Below are 15,557 nucleotides of genomic sequence, written 5' to 3'. Positions count from 1 at the left end.
TGAAAAGTCATACAGCGATGCGCTTGCGCGTCCAATATTTCGCGCAAACGTGCAAAGTTGCAACATCTAAGCAACAAAAAAGCTTCCTCAAATCAACAACTTAAGAAGTTAGGTTCCAAATTCCCATTTCAGGCATATCCTTTGCTATGTACAGGTTTTGCTGCAAATAATCGCTGGCACGCAAGGGCTTGTTTTTGAGAAATATTGACTCCAAGCTTGAGTTGCTCGCAATCAATAATCCGCTCACAGCGGCGTTTCACCGGAGGAGTCATAATGAAAAAGAAACGGCCATTAACCCTGTACATCCTGATTGCCATGATCCTCGGCATTGCCGTCGGTTATGGATGCCATTCCGCTTTCCCCGATGCGGACATGAGCAAGCAAATCGCTGGCAATATTTCCATCGTCACCGACGTCTTCCTGCGCCTGATCAAGATGATCATTGCGCTGCTGGTGTTCTCCACCCTGACGGTCGGCATCGCCCACATGGGCGACGGCAAGACAGCCGGCCGCATCGGCCTGAAAGCCATGTGCTGGTTCGTCGTCGCCTCGCTGGTCTCGCTGGCGCTGGGCATGGTGCTGTCGAACCTGATGCAGCTCGGTACCAACCTGGGCTTGCCATTGCCGGACGTACACGCTTCAACGAATCTGAAAACGGCCGCCTTCACCTTGAAAGATTTCTTCACGCACCTGGTGCCGAAATCGCCGATCGAGGCCATGGCCAACAATGAAATCCTGCAAGTGCTGGTGTTCTCGATCTTCTTCGGCGGCGCACTGGCCGGCCTGGGCGAATCGGGCAAGACCCTGACGGCCGTCGTCGACCAGCTGGCGCAAGTCATGCTGCGCATCACCGGCACCATCATGAACCTGGCCCCACTGGCCGTGTTCGCTGCAATGGCTTCCGTCATCACCACGCACGGCCTGGGCGTGCTGGTCACGTTTGCCAAGTTCATGGGCGGCTTCTACCTGGGCCTGATGTGCCTGTGGGCCCTGCTGATCGGCGCCGGCTTCGTCGTCATCGGCCCGCGCATCTTCAAGCTCGTCGGCCTGATCCGCGAACCATTCCTGCTGGCATTCTCGACGGCCAGCTCGGAAGCGGCCTATCCAAAACTGCTGACGGCACTCGACCAGTTCGGCGTGGACCGCAAGATTTCCAGCTTCGTGTTGCCGATGGGCTACTCCTTCAATCTGGACGGCTCGATGATGTACTGCACCTTCGCCGTGCTGTTCATCGCGCAAGCCTACGGTATCGACCTGTCGATCGGCACGCAGATCACCATGCTGCTGCTGCTGATGCTGACCTCGAAAGGCATGGCCGGCGTGCCGCGCGCCTCGCTGGTGGTGATTGCCGCTACCCTGAACCAGTTCAATATTCCGGAAGCGGGCCTGCTGCTGCTGATGGGCGTCGACCAGTTCCTCGACATGGGCCGTTCGGCCACCAACGCGGTCGGCAATGCCGTCGCCACGGCCGTCGTCGCCAAGTGGGAAGGTGGCCTGGCCACCGAGGAAGAAGCAGCCGCGGCCAACGCGGCCAACCAGAACACGGAAAGCCATTGGGGCGAAGCGGATCACGCTAGCAAAGCCTGATAGCGCCATGGCCCGCCACAAGCGGGCTATTTATTTGTTGTCCATGTTGAGTAACAAGCAGTCAGGTAGTGCGATCAGTAGTCATTCCAACTTATTAGAGAGATTTTCATGAAAAAAGTCCTGTTTACCCTGCTGACCCTCGGCGCAGCCTCCACCGGCGCCATGGCCCAATCGAGCGTGACCGTCTACGGCGTGGCTGACGCCGGCCTGGTGTTCGACAAGGATGCGGCCGGAGACCGCCTGAACCGCGTCGCTTCCGGCGTCGCCTCGGGCTCGCGCATCGGCTTCAAAGGCAAGGAAGACCTGGGCGGCGGCCTGGCCGCCACCTTCGTGCTGGAAAGCGGTTTCAATATCGATACCGGCACCTCGGGCCAGGGCGGCCTGCTGTTCGGCCGTCAGGCGTATGTCGGCCTGACCGGCAGCGCCGGCGCCGTCACCCTGGGCCGCCAGTACTCGCCGTACTACCTGGCCCTGCGCGACGTGGCCGATCCGTTTGTCATCGGCCTGGCCGGCACGGCGTCGAACCTGATGGTGACGAATATCCGCGTCGATAACATGGTGCAATACAGCACGCCGACCTGGAGCAAACTGTCGGCCGACCTGGCGTACGGCTTTGGCGAAGTGGCCGGCGACAACGCGAAAAACCGCAGCATGGGCGGCGCCGTGCACTACATCGATGGCCCGCTGAACGTGACCCTGACGCACCACCGCAAGGAAAATGCGCTGGCGACCCAGCAAACGCGCAACACCCTGCTGGCCACGCGCTACGACTTTGGCGTGCTGCAAGGCAACTTCGGCTACGCCGACAACCGTGCCCTCGACAACAGCAAGAGCAACGACATCCTCGTCGGCTTCAGCGCCCCGTTCGGCGCCACCAAGCTGGTCGCCTCGTACATCCGCCACAACGACAAGAGCAACCTGAACCGTGATGCCCAGCAGTGGGCCATCGGCGCGTTCTACTCCCTGTCCAAGCGCACCGACCTGTACACCGGCTATGGCCACATCAGCAACAAGAACGGCGCCACCTTCGTCGTCGGCAACGCCACCGACAATGGCACCGGCAACAGCGGTTTCAACCTCGGTATGCGTCATACCTTCTAATCGCGGCTCACGCTAGCGCAGGCCGCCGGATGCATGTCCGGCGGCTTTTTTTATGTTGAGACACATCAAGATGCGATACTGTGGGTTCTTGCAAGTTGGCAGCTGATTTTATGAATAGCAGTAACAAACCCACCCTTTCCTGGCGCCAGCGCCTGTCGCAACGGTCGGGCCGCGAAACGCTGGCCTGGGGCGTGGTGCTGGCCGCCTGCCTGGCCACCGTCTGGCTCGTGTATTTCTGGACGGAACGCATCGCCATCGGCAAGCTGCAGGCAAGCGGCGCGCAGCGCCTCGAAGTGTATGTGAGCAGCCTGGAAAACGCGCTGGAGAAATACGACTTCCTGCCCAAGACCCTGGAACTGAACCGCGACGTGATCCGCCTGCTGCAGCACCCGGAAGACCCGGTGCTGGTCGACACCGTCAACCATTACCTCGAGCAGATGAATGCCCAGGCGAAATCCTCGACCATTTTCATCAGCAACCTCGACGGCAACACGCGGGCGGCCAGCAACTGGCAGGGGCCGGACAGCTTTATTGGCGACAACATCTCGTTCCGCCCCTACGCCCAGGATGCCTTGCGCGGCACGCCGGGCCGCTTTTATGGCGTGGGCACGACGCGGCTGGAGCCCGGTTACTTCTTTGCCCACGGCATCTACCAGAATGGCCACATGCTGGGCCTGGCGACGGTGAAGGTGAACCTGGAAACCCTGGAAAAACGCTGGGTACAGGGCGCAGACAAGGTCATGCTGGCCGACGAGCACGGCGTGATCTTCCTCAGTTCCATGGCGGACTGGAAGTACAAGACCCTGGCGCCGCTGTCGCCCGCCGTCGTCGAAGAACTCAACCGCACGCGCCAGTATTACTCGAAGCAGCTGGAAGCCATCCCTTTCGTTTCCGACCGCCAGCTGGGCAATGGCGCGCGCGTGATCAGCGTGCGCGAGCAGGAACACGCCGACACGCCACCGAAGACCAGCTCGAGCGTCATGACGCAGATCAAGCTCAAGTCGCCGCAAGGCTGGACTTTCATTTACCTGTCCGACCTGGCGCAGGCCAAGGCCAGTGCGCGCGCGGCGGCCGCCTTCTCGTGCGTGCTGCTGGGCTTTTTCATGCTGCTGTTCTTTTACCTGCGCCAGCGCCGCGCGGCCGTGGCGCAAAAACTGCGCGCCCGCGAAGACCTGCAGCATGCCTACGACAACCTGGAAGCCATGGTCGAGGAGCGCACCTCGGAACTCAACGCCATGACGCAAAGCCTGAGCCAGGAAATCGAGGTGCGCAGCAAGGCCGAGCAAAAGCTGCACATCACGCAGAATGAACTTTTCCAAGCAGGCAAGATGGCCGTACTGGGACAGATGTCGGCCAGCATCACGCATGAACTGAACCAGCCGCTGACGGCGCTGCGCACCATGTCCGACAATGCCGTCATTCTGCTCGAGCGGGGCCGGCTCGACGATGCGCGGCACAACCTGGCGAAGATCTCGCAAATTGCGGCCAGGATGGGGACCATTACGGGGCAATTGAAGATCTTTGCGCGCAAGTCGACGACCAGCCTGACCTCCGTCTCGATTCCCACGGCGATCAGCAACGCCCTGTTCCTGGTCGAACGCCGGCTGCAGGTGGAAAATGTGCGTTTTACGTTGCAACTGCCGCCCGAGGACATCTTCGCCATGTGCGAAAGCAACCGCCTGGAGCAGGTGCTGGTGAACCTGTACGCCAATGCGCTCGACGCCATGAACGGCAGCGACGTGCGCAGCCTGCGCGTGGCCGTCGAATGCACGCACGAGCACGTGCTGATCCACGTGGCCGACACGGGGCCGGGCCTGTCGACGGAAGTGTATGAACACCTGTTCGAACCATTCTTCACGACCAAACCGCAAGGCCTGGGACTGGGTCTGGGGCTGGCCATTTCCGAACAGATCACGCGCCAGTTCGGCGGCGTGCTGCGCGCCGAAAACGCCCCCGGCGGCGGCGCCATCTTCACCATCGAACTACAGATTGCAACGCAGGAGGAAAAACATGTTTGACGGCTTGAAGGTCTTGCTGGTCGAAGACGACCCCACCGTACGCGAAGGCAGCGAGCAGGCACTGCAGCTGGCCGGCCTGGACGTGCTGGCCTTCCACTCGGCCGAACTGGCCTATAAACTGCTGACGCCCGATTTCCCCGGCATCGTCGTGAGCGACGTGCGCCTGCCCGGCATGAGCGGCCTGGAATTGCTGCAAGCGGTCAAGACGCTCGACGCCAACCTGCCCGTGATCCTCGTCACGGGCCACGGCGACATCACCATGGCCGTGCACGCCATGCGCACGGGCGCCTACGATTTCATCGAAAAACCGTATTCGTCCGACCAGCTGGTCGACGTCATCCTGCGCGCGCTGGAAACCCGGCGCCTGACCCTGGAAGTGCACAGCCTGCGCCGCCAGCTCGAGGACGGCGGCGGCATCGAAGCGCGTTTATTGGGCAATTCCGTGGCGATGCGCGACATACGACGCCTGATACTCGACGTAGCAGACGAACCGGCCGACGTGCTGATCTATGGCGATACGGGCACGGGCAAGGAAATGGTGGCACGCTGCCTGCACGACTTCAGCCACCGCCGCAAGCACAACTTCGTCGCCGTCAACTGCGGTGCGATTCCCGAAAGCATATTCGAAAGCGAAGTCTTCGGCCACGAACCGGGCGCATTTACGGGCGCGGCCAAACGGCAGGTGGGCAAGATCGAGCACGCGGACCAGGGCACGTTCTTCCTCGATGAAATCGAAAGCCTGCCCCTGTCCCTGCAAGTGAAATTGCTGCGCGTGCTGCAGGAACGCTATATCGAACGCCTGGGTTCGAACGTGCCCACACCCGTCGACGTGCGCGTCATCGCGGCGGCCAAGCTGGACCTGGAAGACTTGTCGCAGCAACAAAAATTCCGCAGCGACCTGTATTACCGTTTGAATCTGATCGTGCTGCATCTGCCGCCGCTGCGCGAACGGCGCGAAGACATTCCCATCCTGTTCGAGCACTTCGTGCTGGCCGCCGCCGCCCGCTACAACCGCGCCGCGCCCGTCGTCTCCAGCGCCCAGATGCGCAACCTGATGGCCCATTCCTGGCCCGGCAATGTGCGCGAATTGCGCAATATCGCCGACCGCTTCGTGCTCGGCATCGCCGGCGGCGCCTCGAGCCTGCTGGCGAGCGCCCAGCCCAGCCCGTTGTCGCTGGCGGAGCAAGTCAACGGCTTCGAACGCGCACTGATCGAACAGGAACTGCGCGCATATTCGGGCAACGTCAGCGAAGTGAGCGCCGTGCTGGGCTTGCCAAAACAGACCCTGTATCACAAGATGCAGAAGTACAACCTGGTGGCCGAGGAGTTCCGCTGATCAACCGACCCGGCCCGTGCGCAAGGGCGTGACCCAGTCGGGCCGGCCGTTGGCCAGCGCCAGCCGGGCCGCCGTTTCCCAGTCGTACGCGACGGCGTGAAAGTGCGCCGTCCAGGCGCCATCGGCGCCCTGTTCCGCGATGGCATAGCGCGCGTGCGGCGTGCCGTTTTCCATCACGTGCGGATAGCCGTGGTCGTCGTCGTAGGCCTGCAAGCCCACGCTGCCCGGATTGACGATCAGCCGTCCATCGGCCAGGCGCACCTGGCGCGGCATGTGCGTGTGGCCGCACAGGATCAAGGCCGCGTCGGCATCGCCGGCCCGTTCGGCCACCTCCTGCGGCGTGGCGGCGCGGCTGCCTTGCGGCGTGACGCTGTCGAGAAAATACACGAGATCGCTTGTCGGCGTGCCATGCACGAGCAGCACGTCTTTGCGCAAGCGCAAGGTGGCGGGCAGCGCCGCGATCCAGTCCAGTTGCTCCGGCAACAGTTGCGCGCGCGCAAAAGCGTCGGACACGCCCAAGCGGGCCGGGTCGCCGAACAATTGGCGCTCGTGGTTGCCGCGGATGGTGGGCAAGCCGAGCCCCATCAGGCGCGCCGCGGTGGCGCGCGGCTGCAGATGGCCCGAGACGATATCGCCCAGATTGACGGTCACGTCCACGTCACGCCGGGCGATGTCGTCCAGCACGGCCTCCAGCGCATCGAGGTTGCCGTGGATATCGGAAATGGCGGCGATTCTCATGTTCCCTCCTGTGCGCCCCATTCTGCGCGCGTCAGACGATACAGGCAATGGGTGCGCAATGCGTGTCCTGGCGGCAGGGCCGGATGCTCGAAGGTAGCAGCATCGCGGCGCATGCCCAGGCGCGCCATCAGGGTGCTCGAGCGCACGTTGGGCAAGGCCGTGAACGAGACGATCTCCGGCAGTTGCAAACGCTCGAAACCAACCTGCAGGGCGGCGTGCGCCGCTTCCTGCGCGTAACCTTGTCCCCAGTAATCGAACGCCAGACGCCAGCCGATTTCCACGCATGGCGAGCACGGCAATTGCGCGTCGGGGCTATGCAGCCCCGTCATGCCGATGAAGGCATTGTTTTCACGCAAGGTTACCGCCCATAAACCCCAGCCCCGCCCGGCGATCAATCCGCTGCAGCGCCGCGCCATGGCGTCGCTGGCGTCGCGCGACAGGGCCGTCGGGAAATATGCCGTCACGCGGGGATCGGCATTCAGCGCCGCGAATGGCGCCAAGTCGCTGTCGCGCCATTGGCGCAGCAGCAAACGCGGTGTCGCCAGCTCGATGATTGCTTGCATCGTTTTCCTCTCCTCTAACCAGGACTTACATACGGTAGGACAAATCCGACGGTAATTTGCGCCGTGCGGCTACGTAATTCAAAAGTAACAATTGCTACCATTTCCTCATTGCACTGTTGCCCAAAACGTCGCGACAGTTTTCACTTTATTTTGAGGAGTTACCCCATGTCTGTCATGTCCGTGTCCACCCGCCTGTCCCCACCACGCCCGCACCACCTCGCCTTGCGCGGCGCCATGATGCTGGGCGTGCTGGGCATTGCCACGGCGGCCGCCACTGCACGGGCCGAGCCATCGCCCACGCTGGACCGTGTCAGCATCTCGGTGGGGGCGTTTTCCGCCGATCCGCGCATCAATATCGGCGCCGACACGCAATTTGGCCGCATCGACGCGCCCGAATCGAAGCAAAGCCATACGACCATCCCGCGCATCAAGGCGGACTTGCTGATCGGCGACCGCCATGGCCTGGCATTCGACTACTACCGCTACGACAAATCCTACACGCCAAGCCTGACGGGCGAGACCGTCATCAATGGCCAGCCCGTCACGGGAACGGCCACGGCAAATGCCGATCTGAAGCTGGACCTGGCCAAGCTGGCCTATAAATGGTGGCTCGGCAGCGGCAACGACACCTTGGGCATCGGTCTGGGCGCCGCCTATTACCATGCCAACCTGAACGGCACGGCCACCGGCGTCGTCAATGGCGAAACGGCCACGGCGCGCGATTCCATCGGCGAGCACGCGTTTGCGCCGCTGCTGGAAGTGGGCTGGCGCCATGCCTTCACGCCGGATTTGCGCATGTATGCGGAAGCGTCGGGCATCAAGAAAAATGGCGGGCGCATCAACGGCCACATCTACGGCGGCAATATCGGCGTGGAGTGGTTCCCGTTCAAGAATATCGGTTTCGTGGCCGACTACGGCATCTCGAAAATCAAGCTGCACCGCGACAGCGAACGCGATGCCGACCTGAACATCCGCCTGACGGGACCGTCGGCATATGTGAAAGTACGCTTCTAAACCGGCTCAGGCCGCCGGTTTCAGCAAAGTCAGCTGGAACTGCGGCAAGTCCGGATCCTTGTACGCCTCGATCCTGGCAAACGGCAGGCGCGCAAATGCCTGCCGCCAGAACGCGCAGGCAGCGGCATCGGCGCGGAACGTCGCCACCAGCCACGTCTGCTCGCTGCCCAGCAGCACGCGGCGCACCACTTCCAGCGCCACGCCCCGGCGCCGGTACTTCTTCAAAATAAAGAAGTCGCTGAACTCCTGCACCGGCAGCTTGCCCGCCACGCCAGGCTCCGTGATGAAAAAGCCCGCCAGCGCACCATCGACCTCGATCCAGACGGCAGTATGCGCGGGCGCATGCACATACTCGGCCAGCCCGGCATCGCACACATCGTAGCGGCCGTCGGCCAGCACGTCTTCGCCGCTCCAGGCCGTATTCTCATAGCAGTACAGCTGGAACAGCCGCGCCAGCACCCCTTCTTCGCCGGGCGCAACGGCGCGTAATATCATGTTCTGTGCGACTGGCATGGTCCCGTCTTTCCGACGCCTGGCGTCGCTGAAAATAGCGAGTGTAGCACCACCCCCTGCTGCATTCCAGCGCTGCATTGCCACGCCAACAGGCCGCGCTATCGGTGACAGCGCGGCCTGTTTTTTCTGCGCGGTCAATACCTCAACGGTACACGAGACCACCATCGATCAGCGGCGCCTGGCCCGTCATGTAATCGGCGTCAGGCCCTGCCAGGAAGGAAACGAGTCCCGCCACGTCATCGGGCGTCTCGGCGCGTCCCAGCGCGATGCCGTCCACAAATTTTTTATACGTCGCACCCAGCTCGGCGCCTGTCACTTCGGCCATGCGCTTGTCGATCTCAACCCACATGTCCGTGCCGACGACGCCAGGGCAATACGCGTTGACGGTGATGCCGTCGGCCGCCAGTTCCTTGGCCGCCGCCTGCGTCAGCGCGCGCACGGCAAACTTGGTGGCGCAATACACGCCCAGCAGAGCAAAGCCGTCGTGCCCGGCGATGGAGCAGGCATTGATGATCTTGCCCTTCTGCTTGCGCTTCTTGAAGGTCTTGGCGGCCGCCTGGATACCCCAGAGCGTCCCTTGCACATTGATGCGCATGATGCGGTCGACCTCTTCCGGCGTGACGTCGAGCAGCGGCTGCACTTGCGCGATGCCGGCGTTGTTGACGATGATGTCGAAGCCGCCCAGTTCCTGTTCGGCAAACGCCACCGCCGCGCTCACCTGATCGAGCTGCGACACGTCGGCAATGAAGGTGATGGCGCGGCGCCCCAGCGCGCGCACTTCGGCGGCGGCCGCGTCCAGCTTTTCCTGGTGCAGGTCGACCAGCGCGATATCGGCGCCATCCTTGGCCAGGCGCAAGGCGATGGCCTTGCCGATACCTTGCGCGGCACCTGTGACCAGCGCGACTTTTCCGGAAATACCCATTCTGCGTTCCTTTCAATACAGGGAAGAAGAGCTGCAAAACCGGTCCGGCGCAGCGGCGCCCGCAGCCAGTTCCGCATCGAAGAGACGCTTCAGCCTACCCGAAAATCGTATTTCGCCGCATCTTGAAACGTGCGCGGCCAGAAAAACTACATAGGTCAAGAAAGGTGAAAAAACCGTCCTCGAACTGGCCATACGCGCGCTGCCGTACAGGCGCATGGCAACCGCTGGCGTAACATGGACGGCATCGCCATCGTCTGCTTATTCATCCACGTTCAAAGGAAATGCCATATGCTGCGTCGTCACCTGTCCCTTTGCCCCGGCCTGCTGCTGGCGGCCCTCGTGTTTGCCACGCCCGCCTGGAGCGCCGACCCTGTCCACAAGGAAACAGTGGAATTGACGGCAGGCAAAGCCGCGCGCAGCGTGAAAGGCAAGATCAAGGGCTACGCCACGGCCGAATATACGCTGACAGGCAAGGCCGGCCAGACCCTCAGCGTCAAGCTGAAAACCAATCAGGCGTCGAATTACTTCAACATCCGCCAGGCCGGCCAGGAGGAAGCCCTGTTCATCGGCTCGACCAGCGGCAACAGTTACCAGGCGAAACTGCCAGCCGATGGCGAGTACACGGTGCAGGTGTATTTGATGCGCAACGCGGCGCGCAGGAATGCGGTAGCCAGCTACAGTCTGGAGATGGGCTTGCGCGATTAGGCAAGGGAGTCCGCGCGGTCGATGCGCGCTGCATAACAGCCCCGCTTGGCATTGTGGACGTGGATATAACTGACGTCCGCATTGCCGAATAGTCGTGCAATGACGGCCTCGATGGCGGTGCCTTCCACCACATCGGCATCGAGCATCATGCCGTCGGCGCAATAGGCACGCAGCGACAACAAACGCCGCCGCATCGATTCCGGTACTTGATTGATGGCATCGTACACTTGCGTGGCGCCCTCGCGGACAAAAATGGCGTGGCAAGCCCGGTAAGGCGTCATGGCGGGCTGGCACACATGGTTCAACAACAGCACGGTCTCGCCCAGCGGGGCGTCCTCCAGCGTTATACGGTCAGGAAATCCGGGGTATTGGTCGACCACGTAGCGCCGCATGCCGAGCGCCGCCAGCTCGGCATCGGATAGGAAAAAAAAGGGCAGAAAGGGCTCGGGCGACAGCCCCGTAATGCGAAAATCCATGCTGTTCTCCGGCGTCGTCAAAAACACCATCAGACCAGCATCGGGACAGCGCCGCCATCCGCTTCTTGCGATCGAATGTCAGCATGCGCCCCCGCATCGCCGTCTACAGCCCGTGCGCATAAAAAAAGCCTGCTTCACGGATGAAGCAGGCTCTTTATCGACAGTGTCTGACGCCAGGCGTCAGAACGACGTGCTTAGAACGGAATGTCGTCATCCATATCCGAGAAGTTCGGCGCTGGCTTCGGTGCCGGGCGTGGCGCCGGTGCCGGAGCTGGACGCGGGGCAGGCGCCTGGCGCGGGGCCGGGGCGTCGTAACCGCCGCCACCGCCACCACCGTAGCTGTCATCGCCACCGCCGGCGTCGCCGCCCATGCCGGAACGGCCGCCCAGCATTTGCATCTGTTCCGCGATGATGTCGGTTGCGTACTTCTCGACGCCGTCCTTGTCCGTGTATTTACGGGTTTGCAGACGGCCTTCGACGTAGACGGACGAGCCTTTTTTCAGGTATTGGCCGACGATTTCCGCCAGGCGGCCGAAGAACGAGATACGGTGCCACTCTGTCAATTCTTTTTGTTCGCCCGTGTTGCGGTCCTTCGATTTGTACGAAGTGGCCACGGCGATGTTGGCGATCGCGTCGCCGCTAGGCATGTAGCGGATTTCCGGGTCACGGCCCAGATTGCCGACGATGATGACTTTGTTGACTGATGCCATGAATAACTCCTGATGAACTGCAGCGGGAGCCGGTGTCCCGCGCGTTAGTTTAGTGTACTAAACGAGGATTATAAGCGACCACGCGACGCAAAGCACCCGCTTTCTGGCGGACGCCATCTCCCGTGCGGCAGCACGTTTTTTTCACGGCAGAGGAAAACAAGAAACTTGAATACTGGTATTATATACAGTATTCAAACATCAGTACGCATCTGCATCAAACTTTGTCAGGGCACGTTCACCCGGCGGCGCAATCCGCCCATGGACGCCTCAGGCATGCAGAGCAAAACCCGGCTATAGTTACAGGTTGACCCGTTGTGGCTCCTCATCTGCACCCAGGCACAATGCGCCGGCCGCACCACTCACTGAAAGCAAGGCAATCACATGGAACAGATCCGCATTCGCGGCGCTCGCACGCATAACCTCAAGAATATCAATCTCGATTTGCCGCGCAATAAGCTGATCGTGATTACCGGCTTGTCCGGCTCCGGCAAGTCGTCGCTGGCCTTCGACACCCTGTACGCGGAAGGCCAGCGCCGCTATGTCGAGTCGCTGTCGGCCTACGCGCGCCAGTTCCTGCAATTGATGGAAAAACCCGATGTCGACCTGATCGAGGGGCTATCCCCCGCCATCTCCATCGAACAGAAGGCAACGTCGCACAACCCGCGCTCGACGGTGGGCACCGTGACGGAAATCCACGATTATCTGCGCCTGCTGTATGCGCGCGTGGGCACGCCCTACTGCCCCGATCATCCGGAAAACGCACTGGCCGCCCAGTCCGTATCGCAAATGGTCGATGCCGTGCTGGCCATGCCGGAAGACACCAAGCTGATGATACTGGCGCCCGTCGTCGCCAACCGCAAGGGCGAGCACGTGGATCTGTTCGAGCAGATGCAGGCGCAGGGCTTCGTGCGCTTTCGCGTGCAGAGCGGCACGCATGCGGCCAAGATCTATGAAGTCGATGACCTCCCGAAATTAAAGAAAACGGAAAAACACACGATCGACGTCGTCATCGATCGGGTCAAGGTGAACCAGGAGATCAAGCAGCGCCTGGCGGAAAGTTTCGAAACGGCCCTGCGCCTGGCCGACGGCCGCGCCATCGCCTACGAAATGGATACCGCCCAGGAACACGTGTACTCCAACAAGTTCGCCTGCAATGTGTGCGGCTATTCCCTGCAGGAACTGGAACCGCGTCTGTTCTCGTTCAACAACCCCATGGGCGCCTGCCCCGAATGCGACGGCCTGGGACACATTGAATTCTTTGACCCGAAACGCATCGTCGCGTTCCCGAACCTGTCGCTGGCGTCGGGCGCCGTCAAGGGCTGGGACCGCCGCAACCAGTTTTACTTCCAGATGCTGTCGAACCTGGCCGCCTTTTACGAATTCGACCTGGACATGCCGTTCGAGCAGCTGGACCTGAATTCCCAGCAAGCCGTGTTGTACGGTTCCGGCAAGCAAGTCATTCCATTCAGCTATGTCAACGAACGGGGCCGCACCGTCATCAAGGAACACACGTTCGAAGGCGTGGTCAACAATCTGCAGCGCCGCTACCGCGAAACGGATTCGATGGCCGTCAAGGAAGAATTGGCCAAGTTTATCAATGAAAAATGCTGCCCGTCCTGCGATGGGGCGCGCCTGCGCGTGGAAGCGCGCTTCGTCAAGGTCGGCACCGGCAAGCAGCAGCGCGCCATCTATGAAGTGGCGGGAAAACCGCTGCGCGAGACCCTGGAATTCTTTGAAAAGCTGAAACTGACGGGCGCCAAGAAAGAGATCGCCGACCGCGTGGTCAAGGAAATTATTTCGCGCCTGAAATTCCTCAACAACGTGGGCCTCGATTACCTGTCCCTGGACCGCAGCGCCGATACGCTGTCCGGCGGCGAAGCACAACGCATCCGCCTCGCGTCGCAAATCGGCTCCGGTTTGACGGGTGTCATGTATGTGCTCGATGAGCCGTCGATCGGCTTGCACCAGCGCGATAATGACCGCCTGATCGAAACCTTGAAACACTTGCGCGACATCGGCAACAGCGTGCTGGTGGTCGAGCATGACGAAGACGCCATCCGCACGGCCGACTACATCGTCGACATGGGCATCGGCGCGGGCGTGCACGGCGGCGAGATCATCGCCGAAGGCACCCTGCAAGACATCCTGAAAAACAAGAAATCGCTGACGGCGCAGTACCTGAACGGCAAGCTGAAGATCGCCGTGCCGGCCAAGCGCCATGCGAGCAACCCGGAAAAGCAGCTGGTGATTACTGGCGCGACGGGCAACAACCTGAAAAAGGTCTCGCTGAGCTTGCCGGTGGGCCTGATGACGTGCGTCACGGGCGTGTCCGGCTCGGGCAAATCGTCGCTGGTCAACGATACCCTGTATCCGGCCCTGTCGCGCCATCTGTACGGTTCGCAGACGGAACCGGCACCGCACGAATCGATCAGCGGCCTGGAACACTTCGACAAGGTCATTTCCGTCGACCAGGCACCGATCGGCCGCACGCCGCGCTCGAATCCCGCCACGTACACCGGCTTGTTTACGCCGATCCGCGATTTGTTCTCCACCGTGCCGACGGCCAAGGAACGCGGCTACAGCGCGGGCCGCTTCTCGTTCAACGTGAAGGGCGGACGCTGCGAAGCGTGCCAGGGCGATGGCGTGATCAAGGTTGAAATGCACTTCCTGCCCGACGTCTACGTGCCGTGCGACGTGTGCCACGGCAAGCGCTACAACCGCGAAACGCTGGAAGTGCACTACAAGGGCAAGAACATCACGGAAGTGCTGGGCATGACGGTGGAAGAGGCGCATGAATTCTTCAAGCCCGTGCCCTTGATCGCACGCAAGCTGCAAACCCTGCTCGACGTGGGCCTCGGCTACATCAAGCTGGGCCAGAGCGCTACCACCCTGTCCGGCGGCGAGGCGCAGCGTGTGAAATTGTCGCTGGAACTGTCCAAGCGCGACACGGGCCGCACCCTGTACATCCTCGATGAACCGACGACGGGCCTGCACTTCCACGACATCGACTTGCTGCTGAAAGTCATCCACCGCCTGCGCGACCAGGGCAACACGCTCGTCATCATCGAGCACAACCTGGACGTCATCAAGACGGCCGACTGGATCGTCGACCTGGGTCCCGAAGGCGGCGCCGGCGGCGGGCAGATCATCGCCAGCGGCACGCCGGAAGACGTGGCCGTCAATCCTGCCAGCGTGACAGGCAAGTACCTGGGACCGCTGCTCAAGCAGTAACAACAGCAGCGCAATAAAAAACGGCGCGGATTGCTCATGCAATCCGCGCCGTTTTTTATTCCCGAGTCTACGGCAATGCCGGCAGGGTCACGTTTTTGTCCTTGGCTACTTCCGCAACTTTCATTTCCATATAGCTCCAGACCTTTTCCAGCGCATCATAAAAGACAATGGCCTCATCAAGTACACGGGGAGCAAGCAAACACATGCCGCGCGTCTTCTGCGCTGGGTGGTCGCTCATGGTGGCATCCCAGGACTGTACCGTCAGCACTTGAATCTTCCATCGCTCGGTCGCCTTCTTCCGGCCAGCCTCCACAGCCTTCCCGCTCTCATCCGCCCAGATATTCGTAAAGAACGTCACGGAGTCGTCGTCCGACCACACGCCGCGTTGTTTCAAGGCAGCCACCATGCCGTCCAGCTTTTTTTGATGTCCGGCCTGCTGCTGCCTGAGGCGCTCGACATTGTTCTTCATGCCTGCAGCAAATGTGTCGTCATATCGCTTGGCATAGTCCGCACTTTCACAATCCTGGCGGTGGTCGGCATGAGCGCCGCTGCCGAGCAGGCAGGCAGCCAAGGTACTAATAATGATGAGCGTGTTTTTCATTTTTTGGGCAGGCATGACAGCAATAATTTCCATATAGAAATA

The 15,557-nt window shown here is 61.3% G+C and carries 14 protein-coding genes; 7 read left to right on the top strand and 7 right to left on the bottom strand.

Annotated elements, in window-relative coordinates; all coding sequences use genetic code 11:
- Positions 1-273: 273 nt before the first annotated feature.
- The 4 genes from JAB8_RS24965 to JAB8_RS24950 all read left to right on the top strand — a co-directional run bounded on the left by JAB8_RS24965 (position 274) and on the right by JAB8_RS24950 (position 6,042).
- The gene (locus JAB8_RS24965) at positions 274-1,587 is read left to right on the top strand and encodes a dicarboxylate/amino acid:cation symporter (RefSeq protein ID WP_070224793.1); all 1,314 of its coding nucleotides are present in this window, start codon (positions 274-276) and stop codon (positions 1,585-1,587) included.
- Positions 1,588-1,695: 108 nt separating this feature from the next.
- Positions 1,696-2,688 (top strand): porin, encoded by a 993-nt coding sequence (locus JAB8_RS24960; RefSeq protein ID WP_070291925.1) that lies wholly within the window; start codon positions 1,696-1,698, stop codon positions 2,686-2,688.
- A gap of 110 nt (positions 2,689-2,798) precedes the next feature.
- Positions 2,799-4,706, top strand: a complete 1,908-nt coding sequence (locus tag JAB8_RS24955; protein ID WP_070291923.1) for an ATP-binding protein — start codon at positions 2,799-2,801, stop codon at positions 4,704-4,706.
- Positions 4,699-6,042: a sigma-54 dependent transcriptional regulator gene (locus tag JAB8_RS24950; RefSeq protein WP_070291921.1), complete on the top strand. Its 1,344-nt coding sequence runs from the start codon at positions 4,699-4,701 to the stop codon at positions 6,040-6,042. Before JAB8_RS24955 ends, JAB8_RS24950 begins: the two co-directional genes overlap by 8 nt.
- On the opposite strand, the gene JAB8_RS24945 is transcribed toward JAB8_RS24950, so the two are convergent.
- The gene (locus JAB8_RS24945; RefSeq protein ID WP_070291919.1) at positions 6,043-6,780 is read right to left on the bottom strand and encodes a metallophosphoesterase family protein; all 738 of its coding nucleotides are present in this window, start codon (positions 6,778-6,780) and stop codon (positions 6,043-6,045) included.
- Positions 6,777-7,343, bottom strand: coding sequence for a GNAT family N-acetyltransferase (locus tag JAB8_RS24940; RefSeq protein WP_070291917.1), 567 nt, complete (start codon positions 7,341-7,343; stop codon positions 6,777-6,779). Before JAB8_RS24940 ends, JAB8_RS24945 begins: the two co-directional genes overlap by 4 nt.
- Before the next feature lie 165 nt (positions 7,344-7,508).
- Between JAB8_RS24940 and JAB8_RS24935 the strand changes: the two genes are divergently transcribed.
- Positions 7,509-8,357 carry a hypothetical protein gene (locus tag JAB8_RS24935; protein WP_083287919.1) on the top strand — a complete coding sequence of 283 codons (849 nt, stop codon included), beginning with the start codon at positions 7,509-7,511 and terminating at the stop codon, positions 8,355-8,357.
- 6 nt (positions 8,358-8,363) lie between these two features.
- Here JAB8_RS24935 and JAB8_RS24930 read toward each other — a convergent pair whose 3' ends face one another.
- Together JAB8_RS24930 and JAB8_RS24925 are read right to left on the bottom strand one after the other, a co-directional pair.
- Positions 8,364-8,870, bottom strand: coding sequence for a GNAT family N-acetyltransferase (locus JAB8_RS24930; protein WP_139143178.1), 507 nt, complete (start codon positions 8,868-8,870; stop codon positions 8,364-8,366).
- 142 nt (positions 8,871-9,012) lie between these two features.
- Positions 9,013-9,792 carry an acetoin reductase gene (locus tag JAB8_RS24925; protein WP_070291911.1) on the bottom strand — a complete coding sequence of 260 codons (780 nt, stop codon included), beginning with the start codon at positions 9,790-9,792 and terminating at the stop codon, positions 9,013-9,015.
- 288 nt (positions 9,793-10,080) lie between these two features.
- Between JAB8_RS24925 and JAB8_RS24920 the strand changes: the two genes are divergently transcribed.
- On the top strand, positions 10,081-10,497 hold the full coding sequence (locus JAB8_RS24920) for a hypothetical protein (protein ID WP_070291905.1): 417 nt from the start codon (positions 10,081-10,083) through the stop codon (positions 10,495-10,497).
- Here the strand turns inward: JAB8_RS24920 and JAB8_RS24915 are convergent.
- Together JAB8_RS24915 and ssb are read right to left on the bottom strand one after the other, a co-directional pair.
- Positions 10,494-10,973 (bottom strand): DUF1203 domain-containing protein, encoded by a 480-nt coding sequence (locus JAB8_RS24915; RefSeq protein ID WP_070292010.1) that lies wholly within the window; start codon positions 10,971-10,973, stop codon positions 10,494-10,496. The genes JAB8_RS24920 and JAB8_RS24915 overlap by 4 nt on opposite strands.
- A 194-nt stretch (positions 10,974-11,167) precedes the next feature.
- Positions 11,168-11,683: a single-stranded DNA-binding protein gene (ssb, locus tag JAB8_RS24910; RefSeq protein WP_034754418.1), complete on the bottom strand. Its 516-nt coding sequence runs from the start codon at positions 11,681-11,683 to the stop codon at positions 11,168-11,170.
- A 381-nt stretch (positions 11,684-12,064) separates the two neighbouring features.
- Here ssb and uvrA point away from each other — a divergent pair, with 381 nt between their 5' ends.
- Positions 12,065-14,914 (top strand): excinuclease ABC subunit UvrA, encoded by a 2,850-nt coding sequence (gene uvrA, locus JAB8_RS24905; protein ID WP_070291903.1) that lies wholly within the window; start codon positions 12,065-12,067, stop codon positions 14,912-14,914.
- 67 nt (positions 14,915-14,981) lie between these two features.
- Here uvrA and JAB8_RS24900 read toward each other — a convergent pair whose 3' ends face one another.
- Positions 14,982-15,548, bottom strand: a complete 567-nt coding sequence (locus JAB8_RS24900; RefSeq protein ID WP_139143177.1) for a hypothetical protein — start codon at positions 15,546-15,548, stop codon at positions 14,982-14,984.
- Positions 15,549-15,557 lie beyond the last annotated feature (9 nt).

It is taken from the genome of Janthinobacterium sp. HH106 (genome assembly GCF_001758725.1).
Taxonomy (GTDB): Bacteria; Pseudomonadota; Gammaproteobacteria; order Burkholderiales; family Burkholderiaceae_D; genus Janthinobacterium.
The sequence above is the reverse complement of the archived record's forward strand: the minus strand, read 5'-3'. Positions and strand labels throughout refer to the sequence as shown.